At 37.0% G+C, this 26149-nt stretch carries 16 protein-coding genes and 2 pseudogenes; 3 read left to right on the forward strand and 15 right to left on the reverse strand.

Features of this window, described 5'->3' with window-relative positions; translation table 11 throughout:
- Positions 1 to 326: 326 nt before the first annotated feature.
- The 5 genes from JFU24_RS05435 to JFU24_RS05455 all read right to left on the reverse strand — a co-directional run bounded on the left by JFU24_RS05435 (position 327) and on the right by JFU24_RS05455 (position 5933).
- Positions 327 to 1694: an MFS transporter gene (locus JFU24_RS05435; RefSeq protein ID WP_201181004.1), complete on the reverse strand. Its 1368-nt coding sequence runs from the start codon at positions 1692 to 1694 to the stop codon at positions 327 to 329.
- Positions 1695 to 2148: 454 nt separating this feature from the next.
- The gene (locus JFU24_RS05440) at positions 2149 to 3315 is read right to left on the reverse strand and encodes a saccharopine dehydrogenase family protein (RefSeq protein WP_201224859.1); all 1167 of its coding nucleotides are present in this window, start codon (positions 3313 to 3315) and stop codon (positions 2149 to 2151) included.
- Between the two features lie 23 nt (positions 3316 to 3338).
- Positions 3339 to 4292: an NAD(P)-dependent oxidoreductase gene (locus tag JFU24_RS05445; RefSeq protein WP_201181006.1), complete on the reverse strand. Its 954-nt coding sequence runs from the start codon at positions 4290 to 4292 to the stop codon at positions 3339 to 3341.
- A gap of 148 nt (positions 4293 to 4440) precedes the next feature.
- Entirely contained in the window at positions 4441 to 4770 is a 330-nt protein-coding gene (locus JFU24_RS05450; protein ID WP_201249686.1) for a Rieske (2Fe-2S) protein, read from the reverse strand.
- A gap of 26 nt (positions 4771 to 4796) precedes the next feature.
- Positions 4797 to 5933 carry an amidohydrolase family protein gene (locus JFU24_RS05455; protein ID WP_201249687.1) on the reverse strand — a complete coding sequence of 379 codons (1137 nt, stop codon included), beginning with the start codon at positions 5931 to 5933 and terminating at the stop codon, positions 4797 to 4799.
- A gap of 1069 nt (positions 5934 to 7002) precedes the next feature.
- Between JFU24_RS05455 and JFU24_RS05460 the strand changes: the two genes are divergently transcribed.
- Positions 7003 to 7419 (forward strand): hypothetical protein, encoded by a 417-nt coding sequence (locus tag JFU24_RS05460; protein WP_242485283.1) that lies wholly within the window; start codon positions 7003 to 7005, stop codon positions 7417 to 7419.
- Between the two features lie 642 nt (positions 7420 to 8061).
- Here the strand turns inward: JFU24_RS05460 and JFU24_RS05465 are convergent.
- From JFU24_RS05465 to JFU24_RS05505, 10 genes and pseudogenes are all read right to left on the reverse strand, one after another.
- Positions 8062 to 9474: a LysM peptidoglycan-binding domain-containing protein gene (locus tag JFU24_RS05465; protein WP_201250882.1), complete on the reverse strand. Its 1413-nt coding sequence runs from the start codon at positions 9472 to 9474 to the stop codon at positions 8062 to 8064.
- Positions 9475 to 10394: 920 nt separating this feature from the next.
- Positions 10395 to 12457: pseudogene (locus tag JFU24_RS05470) on the reverse strand (transglycosylase domain-containing protein); the annotation flags it as partial.
- Positions 12458 to 13688: 1231 nt separating this feature from the next.
- Positions 13689 to 14918: an MFS transporter gene (locus JFU24_RS05475; protein WP_201249688.1), complete on the reverse strand. Its 1230-nt coding sequence runs from the start codon at positions 14916 to 14918 to the stop codon at positions 13689 to 13691.
- A 71-nt stretch (positions 14919 to 14989) separates the two neighbouring features.
- Positions 14990 to 16603, reverse strand: coding sequence for an N-acyl-D-amino-acid deacylase family protein (locus JFU24_RS05480; RefSeq protein WP_201249689.1), 1614 nt, complete (start codon positions 16601 to 16603; stop codon positions 14990 to 14992).
- Positions 16604 to 16628: 25 nt separating this feature from the next.
- Entirely contained in the window at positions 16629 to 18107 is a 1479-nt protein-coding gene (locus JFU24_RS05485; RefSeq protein WP_201249690.1) for a M81 family metallopeptidase, read from the reverse strand.
- A gap of 34 nt (positions 18108 to 18141) precedes the next feature.
- Complete coding sequence (locus JFU24_RS05490) at positions 18142 to 19461, reverse strand: transcriptional regulator (RefSeq protein WP_201249691.1); 1320 nt, start codon at positions 19459 to 19461, stop codon at positions 18142 to 18144.
- A 452-nt stretch (positions 19462 to 19913) separates the two neighbouring features.
- On the reverse strand, positions 19914 to 20345 hold the full coding sequence (locus JFU24_RS05495) for a hypothetical protein (protein WP_242485285.1): 432 nt from the start codon (positions 20343 to 20345) through the stop codon (positions 19914 to 19916).
- A gap of 525 nt (positions 20346 to 20870) precedes the next feature.
- Positions 20871 to 21689, reverse strand: a complete 819-nt coding sequence (locus tag JFU24_RS05500) for a putative protein N(5)-glutamine methyltransferase (protein WP_397444181.1) — start codon at positions 21687 to 21689, stop codon at positions 20871 to 20873.
- A gap of 764 nt (positions 21690 to 22453) precedes the next feature.
- A pseudogene (locus JFU24_RS30125) lies at positions 22454 to 22664 on the reverse strand (IS6 family transposase); the annotation flags it as partial.
- Positions 22665 to 22770: 106 nt separating this feature from the next.
- Positions 22771 to 23118, reverse strand: a complete 348-nt coding sequence (locus JFU24_RS05505; RefSeq protein ID WP_201181021.1) for a hypothetical protein — start codon at positions 23116 to 23118, stop codon at positions 22771 to 22773.
- A gap of 636 nt (positions 23119 to 23754) precedes the next feature.
- On the opposite strand from JFU24_RS05505, the gene JFU24_RS05510 reads away from it, so the two are divergent.
- Entirely contained in the window at positions 23755 to 25290 is a 1536-nt protein-coding gene (locus JFU24_RS05510) for a maltose/glucose-specific PTS transporter subunit IIC (protein ID WP_201181022.1), read from the forward strand.
- A 31-nt stretch (positions 25291 to 25321) separates the two neighbouring features.
- Entirely contained in the window at positions 25322 to 26014 is a 693-nt protein-coding gene (locus JFU24_RS05515) for an N-acetylmannosamine-6-phosphate 2-epimerase (protein WP_201225202.1), read from the forward strand.
- Positions 26015 to 26149: the final 135 nt, after the last annotated feature.

Genomic DNA, 26149 nt, shown 5'->3' on the forward strand with positions numbered 1-26149 from the left:
GGTTATAACGTACCCCTTTTAACAGAACTTGAGCATACCACGGTAACGAATGTCGCTTTAGTTAGTCCTTTACAACCAGGATTACCCTTCTTTTAGGGAGTATCTTTCCCAATCAAATTTTTTATATAAAAAGAAGTCATCCTAAACTTATAAAATAGCTTTGTATAGCTACTATGTTAAGAAGACTCCTAATTTTTTTGAATAATGATAAAGTGTTATCTATCTTTATAAAAAAAAGAGAAAGCAGACTTCTTTTATAGTCTGCCAATGTAACTTCATTTTTCATTTTTCACTTTCAAAAAATTTTTTTTAAGTTACGTTTTCTTTTAATAGTTTGATACATCCTCTTTTTCATCCATTTTGCTCGCTTTATCTTGGCTCGCTTCTTCTAAGCTAAGGTTCTTTGTTTCAGGTGCCATAAAGACGGATACTAGTAATCCGATAACGTTCAATCCTGCTGCTATTAGCATCGTGGGTCCAACTCCAAATGTTGCTAAAGCAATTGGTAAACCGAATGTTCCAACTGAGGCACCAATTCTAGTTACTGTTGTAGCAAATCCAACTGCAGTCCCTCTAATTTCTGTCGGGAATAGTTCATTTGGATAAGCCCATTCAAGAATAGCAGGAGCTCCTGCGAAAAATGCATACATAAAGAACAAACTAACGATGATCCAACTGCTTGCTTCAGGTGCTAACCCCAGACCAAGCAGGGCGATTGTGGTAAAAAAGAATCCCCCGATACAGAGAGATCTCCGTCCAATGCGATCAATAAAGAACATAGAGACCGTACATCCAATTAAAAACATGAATGAAATTAATGCCGATCCAATATGGGACAAATCCCCTTTATTTAAATTAAAGGTTTCTAACAAAGTTGGTGCAAATGTATAAATCGCAAACATCGGGATTAATTGAAAATTCCAGAATAACATGACAAAAATCGTACGTTTTCGATAGGCGGGCGAAAAGAGTTTCATAAGACTTGGTTTTTGAACTGGTCCTGAAGGAATATCTTCTAGTGTCGTGGATTCCCCATAGATATTTTTCATGATTCGTAATGCCTTTTCTTTCTGTCCTTTGCTTAAAAGCCATCTTGGTGATTCAGGAGTATTTAAACGCATTAATATAACAATTATTGTGGGTATAGCACTTGATCCTAACATCCATTTCCAAGCATCTGGTCCTAAGTTTAATAAAAAGTAGCCTGCAAAGTAAGCGACAGTTGCACCCAAATACCAAGATATAGTAAGGAATCCGATCATTTTTCCTCGATATTTTTTAGGTGCAAATTCAGTTAACAACGATGTGGCAATTGGATAATCAGCCCCTATGGCTATACCTAACAACACTCGGATAATAAATAGCTGTTCGACATTTGTTGCAAATATTTGAAGTATGGATAGAACAAGAAATGCTATTAGATCCAAACGATACATACTTTCTCGGCCAACCCTATCCGTTAGATAACCGAATATTATTCCACCAATGAATATTCCAATTAAAGCAGAAGAACCCAGTAGCCCGTTCCATAAACCGTTGATTTCAAATGATTGATTTAATGGGATTAAAGCCATTGCAACGATGCTAAGTATATAACCATCAAGAAAAGGACCACCTGCTGTAAATATTGTTAATTTCATGTGGAATTTCGTTAATGGTGAATCATCAACAATATTACGCGCTTTGGTTGACATTACTATTTCCCCCTTTGATTAAAAGGTTTCTTTTTTTTCTTCATAATAATTTGCGCTTCATTTCTATTTTGTTCCCATTTTTCAAAAATCTGTCTGGATGAAAGGTGGGTAAAATGAATTTTGCAAATAGCCCAAAAATTATAACACTCTCAATAGCTTGTATGATTAAGAAATACATTATGAAGAACTAAGAAGGAAAAGTAATGCTTTACTGGATTAAGGATTTTCGTTATTAAATTGACAAACAAAATCGCATTTTTAACGAAAATCCATAAAATATCACGAATTAATGGTAAAATACTAAACTGAGCCCCCACAAATAATTATTACTAATGATATTGAACCAAAGCAAGCGATTTTCAGGACATCAAATTAAATACGTTGTCTGCCGGTAAATCATTTTTATTAATGTCGTAAAACGTAATAGAACCACGTTGTATTAAATATTTTATTTTTACAAAGTATGTTCAACCTTATTCGAGTATACTTCCATACCTCTTAACGCTAATTCTTTAAAGAATGCAGCGGTTTCAATACATTTTTCCGGAGGATATACACCTTTTCGTTTAACTTGGCCCTTTGCAAGCATTTGAGCCACAATGGATGGAGGTACAGAGGTTTTCAATGCTCCAGCAGGAATATTCCATTTCTTTTCACTCCCAACATAAACCTCAACTACAACTTTCTCTTTCCGACCATTTTTTTCACCTGTTACGTCAACACGAGTTACACTATACTGATCTTTATCCACTTTTGGTTGTATAAGTTGATTAGCAACAGTTAGTAATGCTTGCCTTGGAGATACCTCAACCCCACCCATATTAATAGGTTCCTTACTACCAAATCCAAGCTGAACTAAAAACTCCACTTTCTCATGGAACTCCTTTGGAAGAGCAATGCTGAAGGTAGTATTTTTACAACCCTGGTCTTTAAATGAATCATAGAGTGTAACGGGCTCAGGATGAATTGTATATACAGGATTTGCAAGGCCAATCGGTTCCTTAAATTCAACAGGTCTAGAAATAAGTGGATCAATTTTCGTTATTTCACCATCTTTTACAATCACTGGATTTAATGTATACTCGTCGATAATAGTATCTAGCATATATGGTGTAACTAACGGAGAAGAGTATTCTGTAAAATCCTTCATGGCAATTGTAATATCAATATCAGATACTGTATCTAACTGTTCTACCCCTGCTAATGCCATCATATTTGAAATTCCAGGACCACTTCCCATTCCAAGGACGGCTGTGATCCCGTTTGCCTCAAATTCTTCTGTCAATTCTAGTTGTTCTGCAGTTTCTTTTGGCCAAGCACCAAGGTCTACATAATTGACTCCCGCCTTTAATGCTGCCCTGGTTACATTCGGACATAGAAAAGCTGGACCGCTATTGATAATAACATCAAAGTCTTTAATGACATTGGCAGTTTCTTCTTCTTTAAGAACATTAATCTGCTTGGCTGTTAAACGTGGATCTCCGATTTTCTTAGCTCTTTCTTCTGCTTTTTCTATTAAAATGTCAGCAACCATAACCTCTGTAACTTCATCATTTTCTAACAAATCATAAATTGTCCCTAATGCTTGGATTCCCGCTCCACCAATAACTATAATTTTCATCTTAATTCCCCTCTCTCAATAAATTAAATAACAACATTTTGATTGATTCCCTTAAAAAATTGAACTAGATTATTTATTGCTATAATAAAAATTTCTTTTGAAGCCTCGGGTGTATTAAATGCAATATGCGGACTAAGAACTACATTTGATATTGATAGTAGCGGGTTATTTTTCAAAATAGGCTCTTCATCAAAAACATCAATACCAGCGCCTGCAATTCGTGATGAAGAAAGAAATTTAACTAATGAAATTGTATCGATTAATTCTGCTCTTGATGTGTTAATTAGATATGACTCTCGTTTCATCAGTGAAAGTTCCCTTTCGCCTAATAGTTTCCTCGTTTGTTCAGTTAAGGGCAGATGAAGTGAAACAAAATCTGATTGTTCTAGAAGCTTTTCTAAGCTAGTAAATGTTACACCTAATTTTAGGGCTCTTTCTTTATTTGGGTTAAAAGTCCAACAAATGACATTCATACCAAGTACCTTACATAGTTCAGCCATTCTCTGCCCTATTCCACCCAATCCAATCAAACCGATTGTTTTTCCCTTTATCTCCATGATCATCTTGGACTGATCCCAAATCCCACTTGTTACATTTTTGTGGTTCTGGTTAATATTTTTTGCTAGCGAAAACATTAATCCTAATGCATGTTCTGCAACTGAATTATCTGCATATCCAGGGGTATTTGTAACTGTAATACCTCGAGACGCTGCAAATTTCAAATCAATGAAATTAGATGCACCAATCCCGGTAAATGAAATGATTTTCAATTTAGGGCATTTAGCAATAACCTCATTCGGTATTAACCATCCCAGAAGTATCCCATCGGCATCCTTTACCCTGTTAACAAACTCTTCTTGAGTTTCTGGTCTTCCTTCATAAACACGAATTTCGGCAAACTGTTGTAATGGATCGAGAAGTTCATCCGTTAGTAATTTTTTAAATTGCGGATCTGCATCTGGATATACTATTAACACCTTTATCACCCCCTTACCAACTTCTCTACTAATTTGAGAAACTTTTATTAACAGATATGAGTGAAATGACAGTCTTTAAGTACTATGTTTTCAGGCTTTCTTTTTAGATATAGTACAATATCCTTTTCTTCTTTTTTTACATCGTAGGTTAGAAGGGAAACCTGATTAGGTGAAAAAAGGACTTTCCCGTTTTCAAATCAAATTCCCATCCATGTAATGGACATTTAATTATTTCATTTTCTAACCCATATTTATATTCCTGAGGATTAGAGGTCACCATTGTACCCGTTACTGGTCCGTAAACCATGGATATCCCTTGGTGTGGGCATTCATTTCGAAAAGCGTATATTTTTTCATCTACATTTATGATTGCTATTTCTAACTGGTCTACTTTAATTAGTTTTCTTTCTCCAGGTTTTAGTTGATCAGAAGGAAATAAAACAACACGATTTTGACTTTGTGTATTTTCTACTTCCAAGAATAATTTACCTCCCTTAAAAAAAATTAAAACCTAAATGTTTCCAAAGCATTTTCATAGTATATTTTGCGTTTTAAATCATCTGGGAACCGAAGAAAAACTCTTTTGAGATTGTCTCCATCCCAATGAGGATAATCACTGCAAAATAATAGCATGTCCTCTGCATTTACCATTTGAATCATTTCTAGAAGATGATTTGGCTTAAATGGTTCCTCAATTGGTTGTGTGCCTAAACGAATATTTCTTCTGATGTATTCACTTGGAGGTATTTTCAACCAAGGAACTTCCTGCCTTAGCCCCTTCCAGTTTTTATCTAACCTCCACATTAAATGAGGTAACCAGCTAACACCGTATTCAATAAAAGCAAACTTCAATTTTGGAAACTTCTCGAAAACTCCTTCAAAAACTAAGCTCGGGATCTGCCTCATTGCAATGATTGGCAAAGTAGAATGCCATTCGATGTATGTTGATGCAGGACCAATCGCCTGATCAGGAGAGTATTCTGCCGTATTCTCTGCATCAGGATGAACTACAATAGGAAGTCCGTACTCCTCAGCAATTTCATAAATGGGCCAAAAATGACGCTTACCAAACGGGATGTTAACTACGCGTAAGTTAATTCCGACTATTCCAGGTTTACGACCAATTCTTTCTATTTCTTTAACACTTTGTTGTGGGTCTAAAGGGATTACTTCCATAGTCATTTTGAATCTTTTGTCACTTTTTATCCAACGATCGTAAAGCCAGTCATTCGTTGCTCTTGTGTATTCTGCTGCAAGGTTAACATTATGATAAGCTCCCATAGTTCCATGACCAATATTTAGAATACCGTGTGTCGTGTTATAACGATCAAATAAATCCTCTGTTAAAAATTTAGGGTCCGACCCAGGTATACCTCCACAAGGAGGTATCGCATCAGTCCGAAGTACATGTCCCGGATTTCCATATCTGCCCTTTGGAAATTCAAACCCACCATTATTTTGATTTTTTAACCTATCATTCTTAAATTTACCAATATTAAGTTGTTTTTGATATGCTTCATCAAGATATAGAACTAATTCATCAAGTGAAGACAAAAATGGGTGAACATCACAATCAATTAAACTAAAAGAACTCTTTACATCAAAATTGGTACTTTGGTTCTCCTTTGATAATACATCCAATCGTTTCCACCCTCTTCATTGTTAAAGTTATCATATCTTTAATATATCAACTCCTCTCAAGGTGAAAATTCAAAATGAAACCGTTTGCATTAATCCATAATTTACACTGCTAAGTTGGTCTGACCATGGAATACCGTAATTATAAACCAGAAAATTACATTAGTCAAAATATTTTAAATATTTTATTAACTAATTTAATTAACATAAAATTTGCCTATGGACTACCCTTTAGTTATTTATATGGGAAAGAATATTTGATACTAAAACGAGAAGTAGCTGGGGTTGCATTGTGAAGATAGGTATTTTTCAAGGAAGGAGAAATCATCTAAAACATGGAGGGAAATTTAACAAGCCAAGAGGGCAATCGAATAGAAGGCATATTAATACAAATGAAACCAATTTGTAACGCAGGCATCCTTTATTACTCTTTTAGAAGGGTGAAAACAGAGCTTTATAATACCTTCAATTTATCTCCATATTTTATAACCAAAACTCATTATTACGAAGTAATGTTTTAAAACAAGGTAATATTTAAATAGGAACCGTTTTATATCCAAATGGTTCCTATTTTCATTGCTATAAATTCCAAATTTTCTTTAAAACTAATAGGTACTAACACTTTATCCCCATATACCTTACTACCTTATGATGTGATAAGCACGGATCTAAACTTAACCCTATTGTTTTATGCATAGCGAGATTTACTCCTAAAAACTTTTAAAAGTCTTCACGTAACCGCATAACTCTTCCTCCTTTTTTATTTTTTATACAAAACAATCTTAATTATTCGTTATTTTAACTATTGAATCAATTCATAGGGACGCGACATAAAACTTTAGAATTTCAGAGTCCATTTTCAAAAATGATTATGACACTAACTGTGTTTGTGTTTGACGTTGTAGTTCTAAATTAATTCGATTAACACCGTTGTTGATTTAAACCCTCCTGATTTGAGAGAACGGTTAACAGGTGTTTAGATTAAATTGGAAAAAATATTGAGTGCAAAAATCTGCTGTGACTCTACATCCATTTTATTTCGCTGCTTTACAACAACATCGTGAGCTTATCTGTGATTGAAGATGAAGTTGATACAGTACATTTTTTGTATAAAAAAAAGTGGAAAGGAGAAGGTAATATTGAAAGTAAAAAGCCAATAGAGAGGACGATAAAAATGAATCAAAAGTGGTTAAGACTATTATCAGTTGTTTTTCTTTCTGCCATGATGTTAATGGGTTGTAATACTACAAATAAGGATAATAATCCAGCTCCTCCTAATAAAGAAGAACCAGTTGAAGATCCTAAGGATGCAACTGACCCAGATAATATCGATGATAATGACGGGGGCACTAATACAGAAGATCCGATTGAAGACCCTAAAGATGCAACTGACCCAGATAATATCGATGATAATGATGGGGGCACTAATACAGAAGATCCGATTGAAGACCCTAAAGATGCAACTGACCCAGATAATAAAGATGAATAATAATTTAAATAAGTAAACAGCAATAAGTATTAATACCGTTTGTTTTCAAAAATGTAAAAACGCTGACCATAGTCAGCGTTTTTCAGTTTGACGTTTATTTAAATTTGTAGAAATAGCCTAAAGAGACATTGATATTCACCTTACTATGTTTGCGCTTCAGTAATTTCTTATACGGCTTGTTTAAAGCATTCTTCATATTGTAGCTGATTCCCAGCAAATTGTTTAATGGGTATTAATAAGTTCCGAGCATTTTGCTAACAATAAAAACATAATAGAGGATAAATTTTTGTTCTCAAACCTCTTTACATGTTAAAAATTAACCTTTGTTCAGCAAAAATCATTCCATCGCAGTCGTTAATTTCCCAAAGATTCGCCCCTTAAATAAGCTGTCTGTGTATACCCTGAAAATTGGGCATGGCAGCAACTTCCTGCAATGCATGGACATATGAAGTAACTTTTGCTTCTTCTCATCCACATTTTACAAAAAGGGCATTAAGATTTAATAGTTGTGATTATAAATGAGGATATAATGATTGTTTGATTCTTATTCTGCCAAAAACGCTCACTTTGTTGACCCCATGTCAGGCAAAAAGCAATGATGAACTTCTAGGGCGGGCAATTTCAATGCTATTAAAAAACACCTTACAATTTTCGTACAATAAATGTATCTCCAAGTAATTCCCAATTCTGAGGGAAAGGATAACCAAGTACCCAATAACTGAGACCCCTTGCCCTGTAACTCTTCACCAGGTCGAATTTGGCTTTAGCACTGCGTGCGTCCTCAAACCAAACTTCATGTGTGCGTCCCTGACTGTCTTTGTATCTATAATAAGGTGATTGGGCTGTCTCGTCATATTTTATTTCTACATTATATTGGGTGGCACGCCTGATGGCTTCCTGCATGTCGAAAGTCTCTGCTTCTTGACCCTCTATATGAGGAACAAGCCAGTCACGTGCATAAATTTGAAAGCCTATAAAGATTTTGTTTGTTGGAATCACTGTAACTGCATAGTCTAGAACCCGCTTGATTTGATTAATGGGAGAGATAGCCTGTGGCGGTCCCTTTCGGTAACCCCATTCATATGTCATCAGCACAACGAAATCGAGCAGCCGTCCGTGAACTGGATAATCATGTGCTTCAACTAATAATCCCTTTTGATTGGCACTAGTTTTTGGGGCAAGGGAGGAGGACACAAAGTAGCCTTCAGGACGCAATCGATCCACTGCTCTTTGGAGGAACCGATTGTAGACATCACGGTCCTCTGATGCTACACTTTCAAAGTCGATATTCAATCCACGGTAACCTTTATTTTTCATCGTATTTATGACATTGGTCAATAATTTTTCCACTAAACTTAAATCAGAAAGTATCGTATGTGCAAGCTTTGTTCCCGCTTCAGTCGCGGAAAAATTCGTTATGCACATCATGGGTACAACTCCAGTTGACTGCGCCGCTTGTATGGTCGGGTTGTCATCAATGACTTCTAAACTCCCATCTTGCCTCATTCTATAACCAAACGGACTTACGTATGTCAAATCGTAGGCTACTTCACGTACCTGCACCGCACCACTTTGCCCATAAACGTTTGTAAAACCATTCACATCAATCGTGGGTTTCGGTTTCTGGGGAATCTTTACTATCTGTCCGGGATAAATACTAAAAGGGTCTGTAATTCGATTAGTCTGCATAATGGATTGAACTGTTGTTCCATAACGTCTTGCTATGTCATAAAGTGTATCTCGTTCCCTTACTGTATGAAAAATGACCGGAATGGTGAGTCTTTGTCCTGGATAGATATTAGAAGGATTTGTGATGCGATTCGTTTGCATAATTTCCTGTAAGGTTGTTCCAAACTGAGTCACGATTTTTTCGAGAGTATCCCCTGGTTGAACTCTGTACTGAAGATAAGGTTCAGGAATCAAAAGTGCTAGGCCAATCACTAACTTTTCGGGATTTTCAAGGCCATTAATCCTAACTATTCGGTTGGTGCTGACACCATATTGCTGGGAAATCTTCCACAAGGAATCCCCCTTATTCACCACATGGATTTTCAAATGCACTGCCCCGCTTTCCTTCATATATTTCATTCATTTTATTCCTTGTAAAGACCTTATATGCTTCATGGTGGTTTCGTTATTCCATAATGCTCAGTTTTTTCGCTCTTCTAGCTTATAATTATTACAACAAATTTCTGGTTATTTAAAGTACATACAAGAAACCGTGCTACATTTTTTATCCCAGATCATTGCTCCTACAATTCAGTCATTTTAACCATCATTGTATATCTTTTACGAAATGGAGAACATTAACTTTGAAGGGCGAAACGTTCAGGGCTCCCAACACTTCATCTCCCTGACTCTCGTCCTTCATGTTTTTTCTACATTCTATTGTTGGGTTATATGAGGTATCCAATGGTTTCCATCAATTAAAAATACAAAAAAGCCCTTTTTTCATCTACTAAGGGCTTTTTTTGTTCATAAAAGTGTACTTTTTCGAATGAGGTAAAATTACATTTTCCAAATTTTATGAGCTAACGGTATCTATTACATTTATTACAAAAAGCAAACCGCATGTAAGGTTCAATAGCTATAGCTAGTGTTACTCATCCAAATGGTTACACTACACTATATTTTTCATTGACATTTATAGGTTGATAGTCTTTTATCCTTAACCTTTTATCTGCATAGGCAAGATTTTTCAAACATTCTATTCGAACTTTTTCGTCACATACAAAGTCGTATAAAATTTCATTTTCTAATCTTGAATATATTAATGAGATTTCATCTTCTTTAGTCCATTTTCCCATTCGACTAATTTCTAAGTGTCTTAGCATTTCTTGTTCAAAGTATTCTACCGTACCGAACAAAACAGTCATTATAATTACTCCCCCTTCCTTATCCATGATTCTCCTTTTTTTCTTTCTTAACTTTGTTTTTTTTATCATCTTTTCCCTTATTTTTTTCTTATCTTTGTTTTCTTTATTTTTGTTTTTTATTTCTTTTAAATGTTTTTTATTTTCATGGCTTTTGTTCTCTTCAATTTTTGGTGCTTTGATTCCACTTTGGTTTTCATTATCTTGTTTTCTCTTTTCTTCTTTAGCCTTTACTTTCTTTTCTAATTGTTTTATATAGTTGCCTCCAAGTAATGATAGGTCAAACCCTTTAGTAGGGACCTCATTGCCAGATTTCAATAAAATCTCTTTAAAAATAACGGTAGCAGTTCCACTACTGGACGATGAGAGATAATGGGTTTGATCTGTTTTGTCGTATCCTAACCAAATGGCTCCTACAACTTGCGGAGTATACCCTACAAACCAATGATCCTTCGCTCCATTTTGCGTAGAAAATGGCAGTTGTGTAGTTCCTGTTTTACCGGCAATTTCTCTACCTTCAATCTGAGCCTTTACCCCTGTTCCTTCGTTTACAACACCTTTCAGCATAAAAGTGATTTTTTGGGCAACAGATGGTTCTGTTACTCGACTTTCTTTTTTATTCCACTTTCCGAGTGTTTCGCCACTGGCGTTCTCGATGCGTTGAATAGCATGTGCTTCTACCATAATTCCATCGTTAGGGAAAGCGGAAAAGGCTTGTGCCATTTGCAATGGAGAAGTTCCTTTGTTCATACCCCCTAAAGCTAGACCGGGAATATAGTCTTTTTGTTCCAATGTGACTCCAAAACGTTCCACTGCCTTGCCCCCGTACTCTAGTCCTATCTTTTGCAACAAACAGACAGCTGGTACATTATAGGAATGAACTACAGCATCATACATAGAAACGCTACCGCGAAATTGTTTGTCATAATTCTGAGGTTGATATCCATCAATATTAAGGGGGCTATCTTGTAACATATCAAAGATGTCATAGCCTTGTTCCAACGCAGGGGTGTATACTGACAATGGTTTCATTATTGACCCTGGTTGTCTTTTTAATTGTGTTGCACGATTATACTGGCGGAAGCTGTGCTCTCCTCTTCCTCCAATAAGAGCATTGATTCCTCCTGTCGAAGGGTTAATTAAGATTGCCCCACTTTGAATCAATCGATCTGGCTGACTTTTTGGAAACATATTTTCACTTTTATATACCTCTTCAACAGCATTCTGCATCCTAGGATTTAATTCTGTATAAATCCGGAGACCACCTGAAAGCACTTCGTTTTGTGTGAGATGATACTTATTAATTGCCTCATCAATAATGTTATCTACATAATGAGGATATTTCCCTTTATAGTCTTCTGTTTTCTTTCCTTCTAACACTATCAATTGTTGCATGGCTTTCTCTAAATCACTTTCGCTAATATAGCCTTCATTCTTCATAAGTGACAATACAATATTTCTACGCTGAATTGCCTTGTCGTAATTTTTAAATGGCGACAGGATAGAAGGTGCCTTAATAAGTCCTGCTAGCATTGCGGACTCACTTAATGTTAATTTGTTTACGTCTTTTCCAAAGTATACTTGAGCAGCCCGCTGAATTCCCCAAGCACCTTCTCCAAAATAGATTTGATTTAAATATCGTTCCATAATCTTATCTTTAGAGTATGTCCGTTCAATTTTTTTAGTAAAAATGAGCTCTTTGAACTTTCTTGTATATGTACGTTCCTGGGTAAGAAATACATTTTTAGCTAACTGTTGTGTTATTGTACTTCCCCCGCTACAATTCCCCCACTAAATAGATTCTTAACCATAGCTCTAGCAATACCTACGTAATTAATACCATGGTGATCGTAAAAACGCTGATCCTCAGTTGAAATGACTGCATTTATCAAATCGCTAGGAATTTGTTTAATACTAACTCCCTCAATATTTGAAGTCGAAATCTTACTTGCAACGCTTCCCGCTTGGTCGTAGATAATTGTCGGTTGTGGTACAGGATTCTCTAATTTACTTACATCAGTGGTCCAAATAAACATATTAAGAATAAGTAAAACGCATATAGTAAATGTTGTAACTATGGCCATTATCTTTAATAGAAGCTTTTTGGAATACCTCTGATTCCATATCTTTCTTAATGCAAATTTTCGTTGTTGTCTCTTATCCATTCTCCCCATGCTATGTAACCGCCCTTAAATAAAATCAATATAAAAGAATAATATAATCGTTCAGGAAAATGGAGTTAAACCCTATCCAAAAGTTAAAAATATAAGTAATATCATTTTAATCAAACGTACATAACGTATAAAAGCGACCTTAAATATATCCTTACCTTTGTCGTTATTCAGATTTATAAACATAATGTTTTCAATCGTTTTTAGCAACTCTAGTAAAACGTCTTCTGATTTTTCATCCAAACATTTTGTTACTTTCTCTCATTTCACATCAGTATCGAGGGTAAACAAACACTGAATTCTATCAATAAATGAATCACTTCTTTCTTTTCCTATATCAAATTATTTCAGAATATTTACAAAGACCGTTATTGATAGTCATAATACATTTATTTTTGTATTTTATATAAACCAAATTAAAAACATTATTGCATATACTATTTTCAGATTTCCATACTTAATAAACTTCGAAAGATTTTACTTTTTTATAGGTGTAAAGACATTATATTTTTTAAAATAGTATTTGAGACAATATACAACAGGGGAATTATACATTTTTTCACAGAACATTCTTTGTGTACTATTCCATCTATTAAAGAGAACTTATACAATCAAATAGAACTTAATCTTAACGTTATTATCAAGGTTATGTATTAAGTCAACTCTTAGAATATTTAGTTATGATAAGAGTTTTAGGATGAAAAACATTGACCTAAATCCAGTACAACCCATTTTTTAAGATGGTCTGTACTGATTTAAAAGTGTACTTTTACGACCGGGTAAATAACTTCTATCTTGAACAACCCTAATCGAATAATTTCGCACATGCATTTCCTGTGCTCTAATCTGTTTTAAAAGGGTATACCCAAAATAACATTTGGTACATCAACTATTGTCTGTTAAACAAAATATGACTTAGAAAAAGCCGATTTCCTTTAAGGAGTCGACTTTTAACATTTCTTCAACAAAACCTATTGAGCAAAAAACAATGGATCTGTCCACGTCGTAGATCTGCTCGATAAGTAATATACTGTTTACTATTTTTCTTGCATGTTTGATTCTTTCAATTGTGGACTCTACAAATGGCTGCCTAAAATTAAAGATAAAAAAACCCGAATTGGTTTCTATAGGCCTGATTCGAGTTTTTTTTATTTTCACTATATACTTTTAGTTTTAGTTAAAACCTCAAGAGATTTATTTAAGAGAAAGTCTTTGCTTATCGTTCCTATGCTAATAAGTCAACATCATTTGATTGCGCTATTTGATTATTCTTTTTAATAGAAAGTGCTGCGATTATTGAAATTCCAGAACATACAATTAAGAACCAAAACGCTCCGTTAAAAGAACCTGTAAGGCTGATGATAAAGCCCATGACGAGTGGTGATATAAAACCAGCCGCCTGTGCCCCCATATTAATTACACCCATTGCAGAACCGATAACCTTTTTGGACATGATTTTATGCGGCAAAGCAAAAGCAACTGTAAAGGCAAAGCTCTTAAAGATCATACAAAGATTCAAATATACCATTGCTGCCACAATGGAGGTCGAGGTAAACATCAAGTATAGGAATATTCCAGACATCAGCATGCCAAATGCCGCATAATACTTTTCCAAATTATTAAAAAAGCGGTCAAGCAGCCATCCACTAAAAAGCATAGCAACTCCTGTAGAGAGACCCGGGAGTGCTGCATAAAAACCCATGGACAAAAGATCCATTCCCCTATCTTCCATTAGATAGGATGGAATCCAGGAGGAAAGTCCCCAGTTGACTATTCCGGCAGCAAACCACATGACAGTTATTTTCCACAATCCAGAATTCGCCAACAATTCCTTCAAAGGAACACTATTCTCTTTTAATGTTTTGTTAGAGGCAGTACTTTCTTTTGGTTTAAAATACACCCAGAAAGCAATTGTTAACAAAATTCCTAGCAATCCGATTACATAAAACATGTTTCTCCAGCCCATAAATAAAATCATCGGTGCAGCTACTAACGGAGCAAGCGCCATCCCAAAGTAATTGGATGACATTAAGTAAGCAGAAGCCTTTGGCCTTTCATCCCGGGGATAATAATCCGCAATACCTTTTTGCGAAGCGGAAGGATATCCTCCTTGACCAAGCCCGAAAAGAAATCGTATGACAAGTAACGAGATTAGAGACCAGGCAAAACCAGTAAATACGGTAAAAACCGACCACACAATGATGGACCATATTAACACTTTTCTTGAACCCAGTTTATCTGTCAGCCATCCTCCTGGTATTTGCATGATTGCATAGGATAAGAAGAAGCTACTCAAGATTGCCCCTACTGCAGCAGCATCCAAATTAAATTCTTCTTTAATAGATACAACAGCTACACTCATGACCATCCGATCCAAATAATCAACCAGATAACCAACGAACAGCAAAAATAGTATAAAGTGCTTGTTTTGGGACCTTCCAATGTAACGATTCATCTTATTCCTCCCTTTTCTTTTAATCTTTCATTTTTCAACAGACTAATTAATAGTGAAGTATTTATAAAAAATTACATTTTTCCAACTAAATCTATTTTTGAATGTCGGACTGCTCTAATTACATGCCCATCTCGTGCACCTGTGTATCTCCCATGATGAACGGTTAATTTTCCGTTTATATAAACCATAAGTATGCCTTCAGGCTCTAATAGCGGATCATCAAATGTAGCCCGATCTTTAATTTTTTCGGGATCAAATATAACAATATCTGCCTGATATCCCATTTTTATTAATCCCCTATCCTTCAATCTCATGAGCTGCGCAGGTGCACCTGTCATTCGACGAATTGCTTGTTCAAGCGTCAAAGCTCCATCTTCTCTTACGTACTTGCCTAATACTCTCGGAAATGTCCCATATAATCGAGGATGCGGCTTGCCACCAAAAATTCCATCTGATCCTACCATTTGCAGTGGATGACACATACCCAACAGAACATCATCCGCAAAGCCCCAATGAATAACCATGGCTACATTTCCTTTTTCCTCAATCAGAATATCAAATGCGGCATCTTCAGGGGACTGCTGCCTGATTTCTGCAATTTCAATCATATTCTTACCTTCAAAGCATTTATTCGAAGCCGTTTGAACGGATGTAATAATGATATTTTTCCAACCACAATTTAAAACCCAGTTTTCGTACTCTGTGTTAGTTTTAAATTCATTGGATATTCTTTTTCGGACTTCAGGAATACCCAATCGAATCAGCGTCTCTTCCGTTCCTCCTGAGTGCATCCAAGGTGGAAGAATGGCATGAAAAACGGTTGAAGCAGCTGAATATGGATATTGATCAAAGGTAATTTCAATTCCTTCCTGTCTTGCGGCGTCCATCTTGTCTAGTGCTTTCTTAAATTTATCCCGATTTCCCTGGCCTATTATCTTAAAATGGGAAATATGAAGTCTTACATCGGATTGTCTGGAGACATCTATGACTTCATCCAAAGCTGACAAAGAATGAATGCTTTCATTGCGAATATGGACAACGAAACAGCCGTCATATTTGGCGGTACCCTTACATATTTCAATTAATTCTTCCTTATTCGAGAAAATATTTGGGGGATATACCAATCCGGAGGACAACCCTACTGCTCCCATACGCATTCCTTCCTCGACTAACGAACGCATTTTTTTCAATTCTTGTTTAGTAGCGGTTCTATTCTCAAATCCCATGACCAAGGAACGGACAGCTCCATGAGGTACCAGGTAAGCAGCGTTGCCTACCATTTTTGACTTTTCGAGAAATGAAAAATATTCATCAATGCTATTCCATGGCCATTCCCCTATATCGCCATTTAGTCCGCTTAATTGCTTTTGCCATAACGGCTTTGTTTCTTCTGATACAGGAGCGACAGAAATACCATCCTGTCCAAATAATTCTGTAGTCACACCTTGAAGTGCCTTTATTTTATGAACTTCAGGAACGGTGCATAGTAAATCAGAATGGACATGAGGATCAATAAATCCTGGTGAAACCGCCAATCCTTTAGCATCGATAGTTTGTACAGCTTGTTCTCTGCCTAAATTTCCTATAAAAGCAATTTTCCCATCCTTGATTCCAATATCCGTTTTCGTCCATGGGTTTCCTGTTCCATCATAAACTCTTCCATTTTTTATTATCACGTCTAGCATTTTGCCACATCCTTTATAAGTTTAGTTAGACTAATAGATGATTTCTTATAGAATCAAAAGGGTATATAGGTCTGCTTATATTCTTGTAGTCAAAGGTTGATAACTTGACACTGCTTAACCCAGGCGAGTCAACCGTTATAATTTCTTTAGCAATAGGCATGAAGGCTGCTCGGAAATGGTGAGCTGATTTCAAACCAACAATACTTGATTTTTCAACATCTATTCCATGAAGGAGGAATATTTGTTCATCAAATGTCTGTGAATTTACAGAACATACGATGATATCCACTTTTCCGACCGATAATCTTGCACTTCTCCCCAAGTTTACTTTGCTACCATTCCACATCGGTGAGGATTGAATAAACTTGCCATCAGACAGACTTTTTACATAGGCTAATATTTTTAGAGGTTTCCCGTGTAATGTATCTGTTTTACCTCCTAATTCCACTTGAATCAGGGAACCCACACCTTCTTTATGGGCTATTTCCGCTACTCCTGGATCAAAAATAAATCCAAAGCAACTATTTGGAATGTTTGCTTCAATCATTTCCTTCAATAAAAAGGTGCCATCACCTGGTGTACCTGCACCAGGGTTATCGGAAGCTTCGTTAATGACGATGGGCATTTCATTCCGAGTGGAAGCATATGAAATTGCTTTATTTGGTGAAAGCAAGATAGGAAAAAATTCATCTTTTTTCTCAAAAATTCTAGCAGCTATATCATCTGAAATTTTCTGTGCTAAAGAGGGTTCATTATTCGTAATGGTAATAACCGAAACACCTGCATGTGGAATATCTGAATATGGAAAGCCGTGAAATACAGTACAATCAAGCACCTCAGGATGACTTTCCCATTCTTGGCACCAGTCATTGATTTCATTAATTGGAGAATAGTAAGAAGTTGTAGTAGGAATAAGTAATGGTAATTTAGTTAAGGCCATTTCTGGGTTGACTTTCCCTTGAATAATACAAGCTGTTACATCAATCGCTTCAATCCCCCTTTCATAGGAATCCGTATGAGGGTAATCTATATTGCCGAGTAGTGCATCTGCTTCTTTAACCATGGTTTCGGTAATATTACCATGCAAATCCAATGCAGCTACGATAGGGATTTCGGAACCCACAACGCTTCTTAATTCCGATAAAATCTCACCTTCAATATCGTCAATTCCTTCAGCTACTCCGGCTCCATGAAGAAACAGACAAATACCATCAAGTTTGCCAGAATTCATTATGCTAGATATTAATAGATTTTTTGCAATTTGAAATGCTTCCTGTGTTATCGTTCCTGAAGGATTGGCCATGGCTGCGAAGGTCGGCACAATTTCAATCCCAAGCTCTTCTCCCCGGTCAATCATCCCACCCAAATAATCTAGGACACCAGTATGCCTTTCGAGAAGTTCCTTTCCTTGGGTCCATTCCCATATTTTAAATAAGTCGACAGTCGTTCTTACTCGAGAAAACGTATTCGTTTCATGGGCCAACTGACCGATTGCTATCCTCATAAAATAACCCCTTTCTTCAATAGTAAAAAAAACTCTATCTAACAGACTCCATAAAAAATTGAAATTCATAAAGCTGTCGCGGTCTACCGCGGTGTATAGGCTGTTCCTCACCAACAATGACAGCTAAATTAGTATTTTCAAGTGTATTAAGAATTCTCCTTGCGCTCCTAATGGTCAAACCTAGACCGTTAGCAAGATCATTTGCCGTGATGCATTTACTGCCGAAGCACTCACAAAAGGAAAGTAATTTATTGATGGTTGCAATACTGAGTCCAGCTTTTTTTGCTAAGTCCATTAGATGTGGGTCATCACTCCGTAAGGAATATTTCAATCTTCCATCTTTTCCAACAGGCCCATAAACTGTTTCATCCATGTCAACCACAAAGCAACTGGGTTTATTCACTTTTGCCTTCGTAAGTGCTTTACGAGCACTCACTTCTGCTTCGTTTGCAGTATGTCCAAATCCAATTCCGATGGTGGTCTCTATATCAATTTTCATGGCTATCTCATCTAATAACGGAGCTTTTTTATATTTTTGGGTCGTCCTCTCAATTGCACCGCGAGTGGTTATAAATCGCACCTCATCCCGTTCTGACCAATCAAAAATAGCTTGAGCTTCTTCACAAAAATCTATAAGAAGATTTTGTAGTACAGCCTTTTTACGCTGTTCTCCATACTCTGATAATGGCTTATGTAAAGACGAAAGCAAATTATTAAAATGCAGTATTCCAATCGCAATTTGGGTATCGCTTTGGAGCAAGGCCTTCCCTTCTAAAAGAACATTATTCAGGCTGGTTCGAATAGCAGACTTAGTAGGGAGAACCCTGAATACTAGCACCCCTAGCCCTTTTAACGATTCATATACGGATTTAACACAAGTAATGGCTACTTGAGTTTGATTGTTACTCCACAGTTCATAATGAAATTGAACCATTTCCTCAGCTTTTTGATCGGTATTCAGAAAAATCTTTTCTGGATATATCTCTAAATCCTCTAGACACTCTTTTACTTCTCTATTCGGCAATGTATCTATACTAATCCTCAATGGTGCTTTGATTGGGTTAAACTCAGTTTCAGTAATAATTTTAAAAAGAGTACGATACAAAGATGTTCCTGTTGATGGAATAAAAACCATTGGCTTAGTAATGTTTTGGTTTTTAGCTATCTGATAAGGGATAGTGCCTGCAAATAATAAAACATCCGCTTCGTCGGCTCTTTTTTTTATCACATCTAATGTTTCCTGTTCATGATTGTAAGGAGCAGGTAACATGGTAATAGCGGAGTATGATTGGCCGATAGTGACTACTAGTTCTACTAAATCCATAGGGCCGATAACTAATACTTTTGTATTCATTCATCCTCCTGCTTTTTTCAAAATATACTGAATAGTTAGATAGTTAATGTTACTTATAACATTAACTATCTAACTATTAAAAGTAAATGTCTGTTAATGGACCGAAATACGATTTTTTTGAGCAATCAGTTATTTATTTGGTCTTTCTCTATTCGTTCCACTAGAGGATACATATTTTTGTACATTCAGTTCATTAATAGACCTGGGCCCTTATTGATAAATTATCCATATCATACGTTAATCGTGTGATATTGGAGAAAACATTTCTATTTGCCACATCAATGACTGTAACAACCCTATTTCCTCAATCACCACTAACCGGGGATATAGAAGATCCATCGTATATTTTTGGCTATGTTAAAGGAAAGGGTTGATTTATAGGTTCAAATGTAGGTGCTATTTAAAATAATGATAAATGGAATTACTGAAGAGACAAAAGGGAACAAGAATTTTTATAAAGAACACCTCAATGATGAATTTATAATATTATTCCCAATAAAAATAACTTGGAAAAGTATCTCCAAGCTTATTTGTTTTACTGTCTGATTTTTTACTAGGCCACTCGCTAGTCCGATAGAAATCTTATTCAGAATAAAGCCAAGGGATCGGTGGGGGGTACCAGCTTCAGGTAAAAGATAAACAAAAGTGAAAAAGAAACAAATTAAAAGACCGAAAATAATAATGAATAAAGAAAGGAATGGCTTAATCTTTTTAATAATCCCATACATACCACATAGGATACTTATAACACCTATAAATAGTTCAAATAGTGCTACTGGATACACAGAATAATGCTCCATAATAATTACTCTAAAGGAATTAAAGATTGTTATTGATAGAACAAATATTATTTGTAAAGCTAGACCCCAATAAGGAATTTTCATTTTCTTCCTCCTAAAATTACATATCTCATATTCACTTTAACATAGATACCCAAAGGGCCCTTTAAACACTTCACAATTCAAATAAATGCATGGGAAACGACCATCCATATCAATCAACGAGTTTATATTTTATCTTTTTTTATATCAACCTTAACCTTTAACTATGCCATATTTTTTCTAAATGAAAAAAGATTTGCCTACAGTTGTTATGTAGGCCGGTGGTGATATAACCTTATAGGGGTAGCGTAGCTGCAACTGCATCCACCTTAATACGACATCAGATATTAAGGCTTATAATTTCTTTCAGGACCCTTGTTAAATTTAACTGCCCGGTTTGTTGCATACAAAAAAGGTTGCCTCAGCAACCCTCTCAAATAAAGGTAAAGCACTTGTTCGATTAGTCCTATTTTAACTTCGAACTATGACATGAACCTTTATATTATTTACGCGACTTTTTTATTGGGCCATATTTTTGACTTCCATCACAGGCTATCAAGCAAACATCACTCTCATTTGCAGACAGTGCTAGCCGTCCGAACTGCTCTGAAGGTCGGGCTTGGTTCCGATGACGACGGTGGCGTCCAGTTCGTCGAATCTGGCCACTTTCGGTACCAGCCCGTTGCGAGTGAAAATCTCGACGGTCTTCGGCGCCTGTCGCTCGCTAGTCTCGACCAGCAGGTGGCCACCCGGTGCCAGCCAGATTGGGGCCGCGTTCGCCACCCGTCGCTGGACGTCAAGCCCGTCCTCTCCCCCGTCGAGCGCCACCCGTGCCTCGTGTATGCGGGCCTCCGGGGGGAGCAGTCCGATCACCTCGGTGGGTACGTAGGGTGCGTTGGCGACCAAAACGTCGACGCGCCCCCTAAGTGTGGAGGGCAACGACTCGTAGAGGTCACCTTCGTACACGTAACCACCTGCGACAGTGACGTTGCGGCGGGCGCACCGCACCGCCGCCGGGTCGATGTCGGTGGCGTACAACTCGATTCGTTCCAGTGCAGCGGCCACCGCGGCGCCCACCGCGCCCGATCCACAGCACAGGTCAACCACGATGGCTCCTGGTCGGGCGATGTCGGCGGCCTGTCGGACGAGAAATTTGGTGCGTTGACGGGGTACGAAAACTCCAGGGTCCACCGCTATTCGCAGTCCGCAGAACTCCGCCCAGCCAATGACGTGTTCGAGGGGCAAACCGGCGGCTCGGCTGTCAACCATGGCGGCAAGGTCGGCTGGAGTCCGTTCCGCGGAGAGGAGCAACCGGGCCTCATCTTCGGCGAAAACACAACCGGCGGCCCGAAGCCTGCTGACTATGTTTGTACAAGTGATATCTCCATGAAAGCCACCATAATTCACAAATGATCCTGCCTCGGCATGGAGTGTTACATCATCAACATTTTTTGAAGTTGCAGACTCAGTTGTTAACTTACTTCCATCAACACAATTGACTCTCCCAAAGCTCAAAGTAGCTTTCCTTAAGTCCATAAATCCCCCTCATTCCCATCCTCGTAACTATCCGGTTAGCACAATAAGAAGCAGGCATTGTTATGTTATAACCCCTTTTCTTAAACTTAAGCAATCGTTTCGATTAACTAAAAAAGGCGTACCACTATCGTAGTAACACCTTCCTTTTTGAGCCTTCAAAGTTATATATTCGTCAAAGGGAAAAAAAATCCCTTTTTCCACTAAACCGCCCCGTTAATTGCATAAAAATAGGTTGCCTCAGCCACTCTCTCAGTGAAGTAAAGCACCCATTAGTACATTACTTTTTTTAGTAAAAAACTCATATTCCCCCCCATTTTTTCTAGTGTAATCAATTGTATATTGTTCCAATTCTAGCAATATATTAATATTTTTATGATCACTCGAAATATTGATAAGTAATGGTAATGAAAAAAAGCTTTGGCTTCTTCAACTAACCCAATTCAATTTGACCATTAATACTTTTGAGCATTGCAATACTAACTATGCCTCATTTCTTCAGTTTCAATAAGTCGGTGACTCCCTTGGGAATTAAACATCTTTTAGTCTTACGAGAACCTTATCAACCGATTAAGATTGGCCTTGCATGATTAAATGACTCTTCAAGAGTCTAGTGGCTATTCCTCCATGTTGATTTACATCCATTGACCTTTTAGTTTGATATACTTTTCATCCACTCTCCAGGAGTCATTTGTTGTATTAAGATGACGCTGTATTCCTTCACCTAATGTCAATCAATATTGATGACCCAACGCATAAATCGTTGTATGAGCCATCGATAAGCCACGTTCTTCCCCTCATCTCCACTACATTAAGAAAGCTCAAGTTGCACCGCAGGTACCATCTCATTGTTAACAAAGTATATGAGTCAAACTTATTCAAAATTAATACTTCATGATGAAAATCATCTTGAACATTAATAGTCATTAGATTTTGCACCAGGATTGAACTGTCCCTACTTTATTTTTGAGACAATTAATCCAACTACAATAATCGAAAATCCCAATAAAGTTTTCCAAGTAGGCACTTCCTTTAAAAATATGTACCCCATTATCAATGCGATTAAAATTTCTATCCCCTTAGAAGTAACTAAGACATATGTCAGGTTATGTATAGCTTTAAATCCAAACTTTACTCCATAACCTATCAGCATATTAGCAGTTAAAAATAAAGGTAAGACACGAAGATGGAACTTGAGTGTTTCCCAAAAAGCTGAATCAATGTGTTTACTTTGATAAGAAAAAATCAGGTTTATCAGAAATAATCCTAAGAACAAGCACGCTAAACTGTAAATATAATTCATGCACACACTCTCTTTACTAAACTTCTTGTTTTTAGCATTAGTTTATCCTAAAAGGTTTTTCTTATACCATAAATTTTGCATAAGGTAAAAAATATGGTTCTGTCACAAAAATGAATAATAACTATTGTGAAGATATCTTTTATTTGAAATTAAAAACTTTATTACAAATTAGCCTTATTTCTGTCCGTAAAATAGTAAAAGCAACTAGTATCACTCATACAAGTTGCTTTTTTTAAAGAGACCTCTTATCAAAAAACATTGTGAAAAGATTTAAGACAGCAATCACAACCGCAATACACCATGAGAGGATCTTTTTATTTAGGCTCATTTAAACATTAATTTTGATAGTTAAACAAAAGAAAAAGGAAATTAATTTAGTCCTTTGTATGTCTTCTTGACCTAAACCAGCTAATAGGAAATACTTTTTTTGCAATCAGATTTTCAGAGATTATTTTTTTTTGAAAACTTTTTCAAAAAAATCAGCTCCTAGGTGAAAACAATTGATATCTCTTGCTTCGTATTGAAAACGCTTTTATAGGGATTTAATATATAGCTATAGGGAAGAGATACCCCTTATTAATAGAGAATCAAAATATAGAGAACATTATAGGCTCGTTAAATGAGGGAGGAATTTTTATGAAGAAAGCTTTTGAGAAAGCGCAGCAGTTCGGTAAATCTTTTATGCTCCCGATTGCCGTTTTGCCAGCGGCCGGTTTATTGCTGGGAATTGGCGGTGCTCTTTCTAATCCAAATACAGTTGAGGCCTATCCTTTTTTAGACTTTGCCTGGCTGCAGGCCATTTTCACGATCATGAGTTCTGCAGGAAGCATCGTATTCGGTAACTTGCCGGTCATTTTTGCCGTAGGTGTTGCAGTAGGATTGGCACGTTCGGATAAAGGGACCGCTGCACTGGCAGCCATGATTGGCTATTTCGTCATGAACAGTTCCATAAATGCACTGCTTCAAATAAACGGGGAACTTGCCAAAGAGAATTTGGCAGGTGCCGGACAGGGAATGGCGGTCGGAATCCAAACACTGGAGACTGGTGTGTTTGGCGGTATCGTAGTAGGTATCGTTGCCGCACTTTTGCACAATAAATATAATAAAATTCAGCTTCCGCAAGTGTTAGGATTTTTCGGTGGTTCCCGTTTCATTCCCATCATCGTTTCCTTCGCGTCCATCTTGGTTGGAGCCATGCTTTTTATCGTATGGCCTTATTTCCAACTTTTCATAAACCAATTAGGTGCGCTGGTAACGAGCACAGGTACGATTGGGACTTTCTTTTACGGATTCATATTACGGATGCTCGGGCCGTTAGGGTTGCACCATATTTTCTACCTTCCCTTCTGGCAAACAGCTTTAGGCGGAACGATGGAGATTAAAGGGCAGATTGTCAGCGGGACCCAGAATATCTTCTTTGCGCAATTGGCCGACCCAACTACCGTCAAGTACTATGAGGGTGTTTCCCGGTTCATGTCCGGAAGGTTCATCACGATGATGTTTGGTTTACCCGGCGCGGCATTGGCCATTTATCATTGCGCTAAACCTAAAAATAAGAAAGTCGTGGCCGGCTTGCTTCTTTCAGCTGCCTTAACATCATTCTTAACAGGCATCACCGAACCGCTTGAATTCAGTTTCTTATTTGTCGCCCCGATCCTTTATGTTTTTCATGCCTTGTTTGACGGACTTGCCTTCATGATGGCAGATATATTCAATATAACGATCGGTCAAACCTTTTCTGGAGGATTTATTGATTTTACTTTATTCGGGATACTCCAGGGCATCAGTAAAACAAACTGGATTTATGTACTTCTAGTCGGCATTCCGTGGTTTTTCCTATACTACTTCACTTTTAAATTCTTGATCAGGAAGAAAAATTTGAAAGTGGTCGGCCGTGAAGATGATGAACAGGTCGCAGTTACACAAGTAACGGCATCAGAGAGAACCCAGACCATCGTTAATGGATTAGGCGGACAGGAAAATATCGATATAGTCGATTGCTGCGCAACCCGTCTACGTGTCACTGTAAAGGATGAATTATTGGTAAAAGATGACTTAATTATGCAAACTGGTTCAAAAGGTATCGTGAAAAAAGGAAATGGTATTCAAATAGTATACGGTCCCCAAGTAACGATCATCAAAAATGAAGTGGAAGAATACTTGGGTCATTAAGAACATAGATAACGATAAGGACGTGTTAAACATGCAACAGGTGCTGGATAAAATTCACAAAGGCTTAATTGTATCATGTCAAGCATTGGAGAATGAGCCGCTGCACAGCTCTTTTATTATGGGACGCATGGCCATTGCTGCCAAAGAAGGCGGTGCAACGTGCATTCGCGCAAACTCTGTAGCTGACATAATGGAAATCAAGAAAAATGTGGACCTTCCAGTCATAGGGATCATTAAACAGGTGTATGGACAAAACGATGTCTATATTACTCCGACCATGGTCGAAATTGATGCTTTAATGGAAACTAAAGCGGAAATCATTGCGACGGATGCTACTGCTCGAATAAGACCGAACGGTAAAACTTTAGAGCAGTTTTATTGTGATATAAGAGCAAAATATCCAGATGTTCTGTTAATGGCTGATGTATCGACCATAGATGAGGCTGTATACGCTGACCATTTAGGATTTGATATTGTAGCACCTACACTCTACGGCTATACAAATGAAACAATGGGACAGAAAATTTATCAAGATGACTACGCTGTGCTCAAAGAGATAATAAAAGCAGTGAAAAATGCAAAAGTTATTGCAGAGGGAAATGTCATAACACCAGAAATTGCTCGTTCTATATTAGATATGAATGTCCATGCAGTAGTAGTAGGTGGCGCTATTACCAGGCCACAGCAAATCACAAAAAGATTTGTAGATGCTATGCAAAAATAGAAACTTTGTAGATGTGCACCGAACATAACAAAAGAATGAAAAAGACTCAGACTATCAGCAGTTTGGGTCTTTTTCTCGATTAATATTGTTGTAGCTGCAACTTTATTTAAAACTATCGGTTATAGACGTTCTTAA

The organism is Peribacillus sp. TH27, assembly GCF_016650915.1.
Lineage (GTDB): Bacteria > Bacillota > Bacilli > Bacillales > DSM-1321 > Peribacillus > Peribacillus butanolivorans.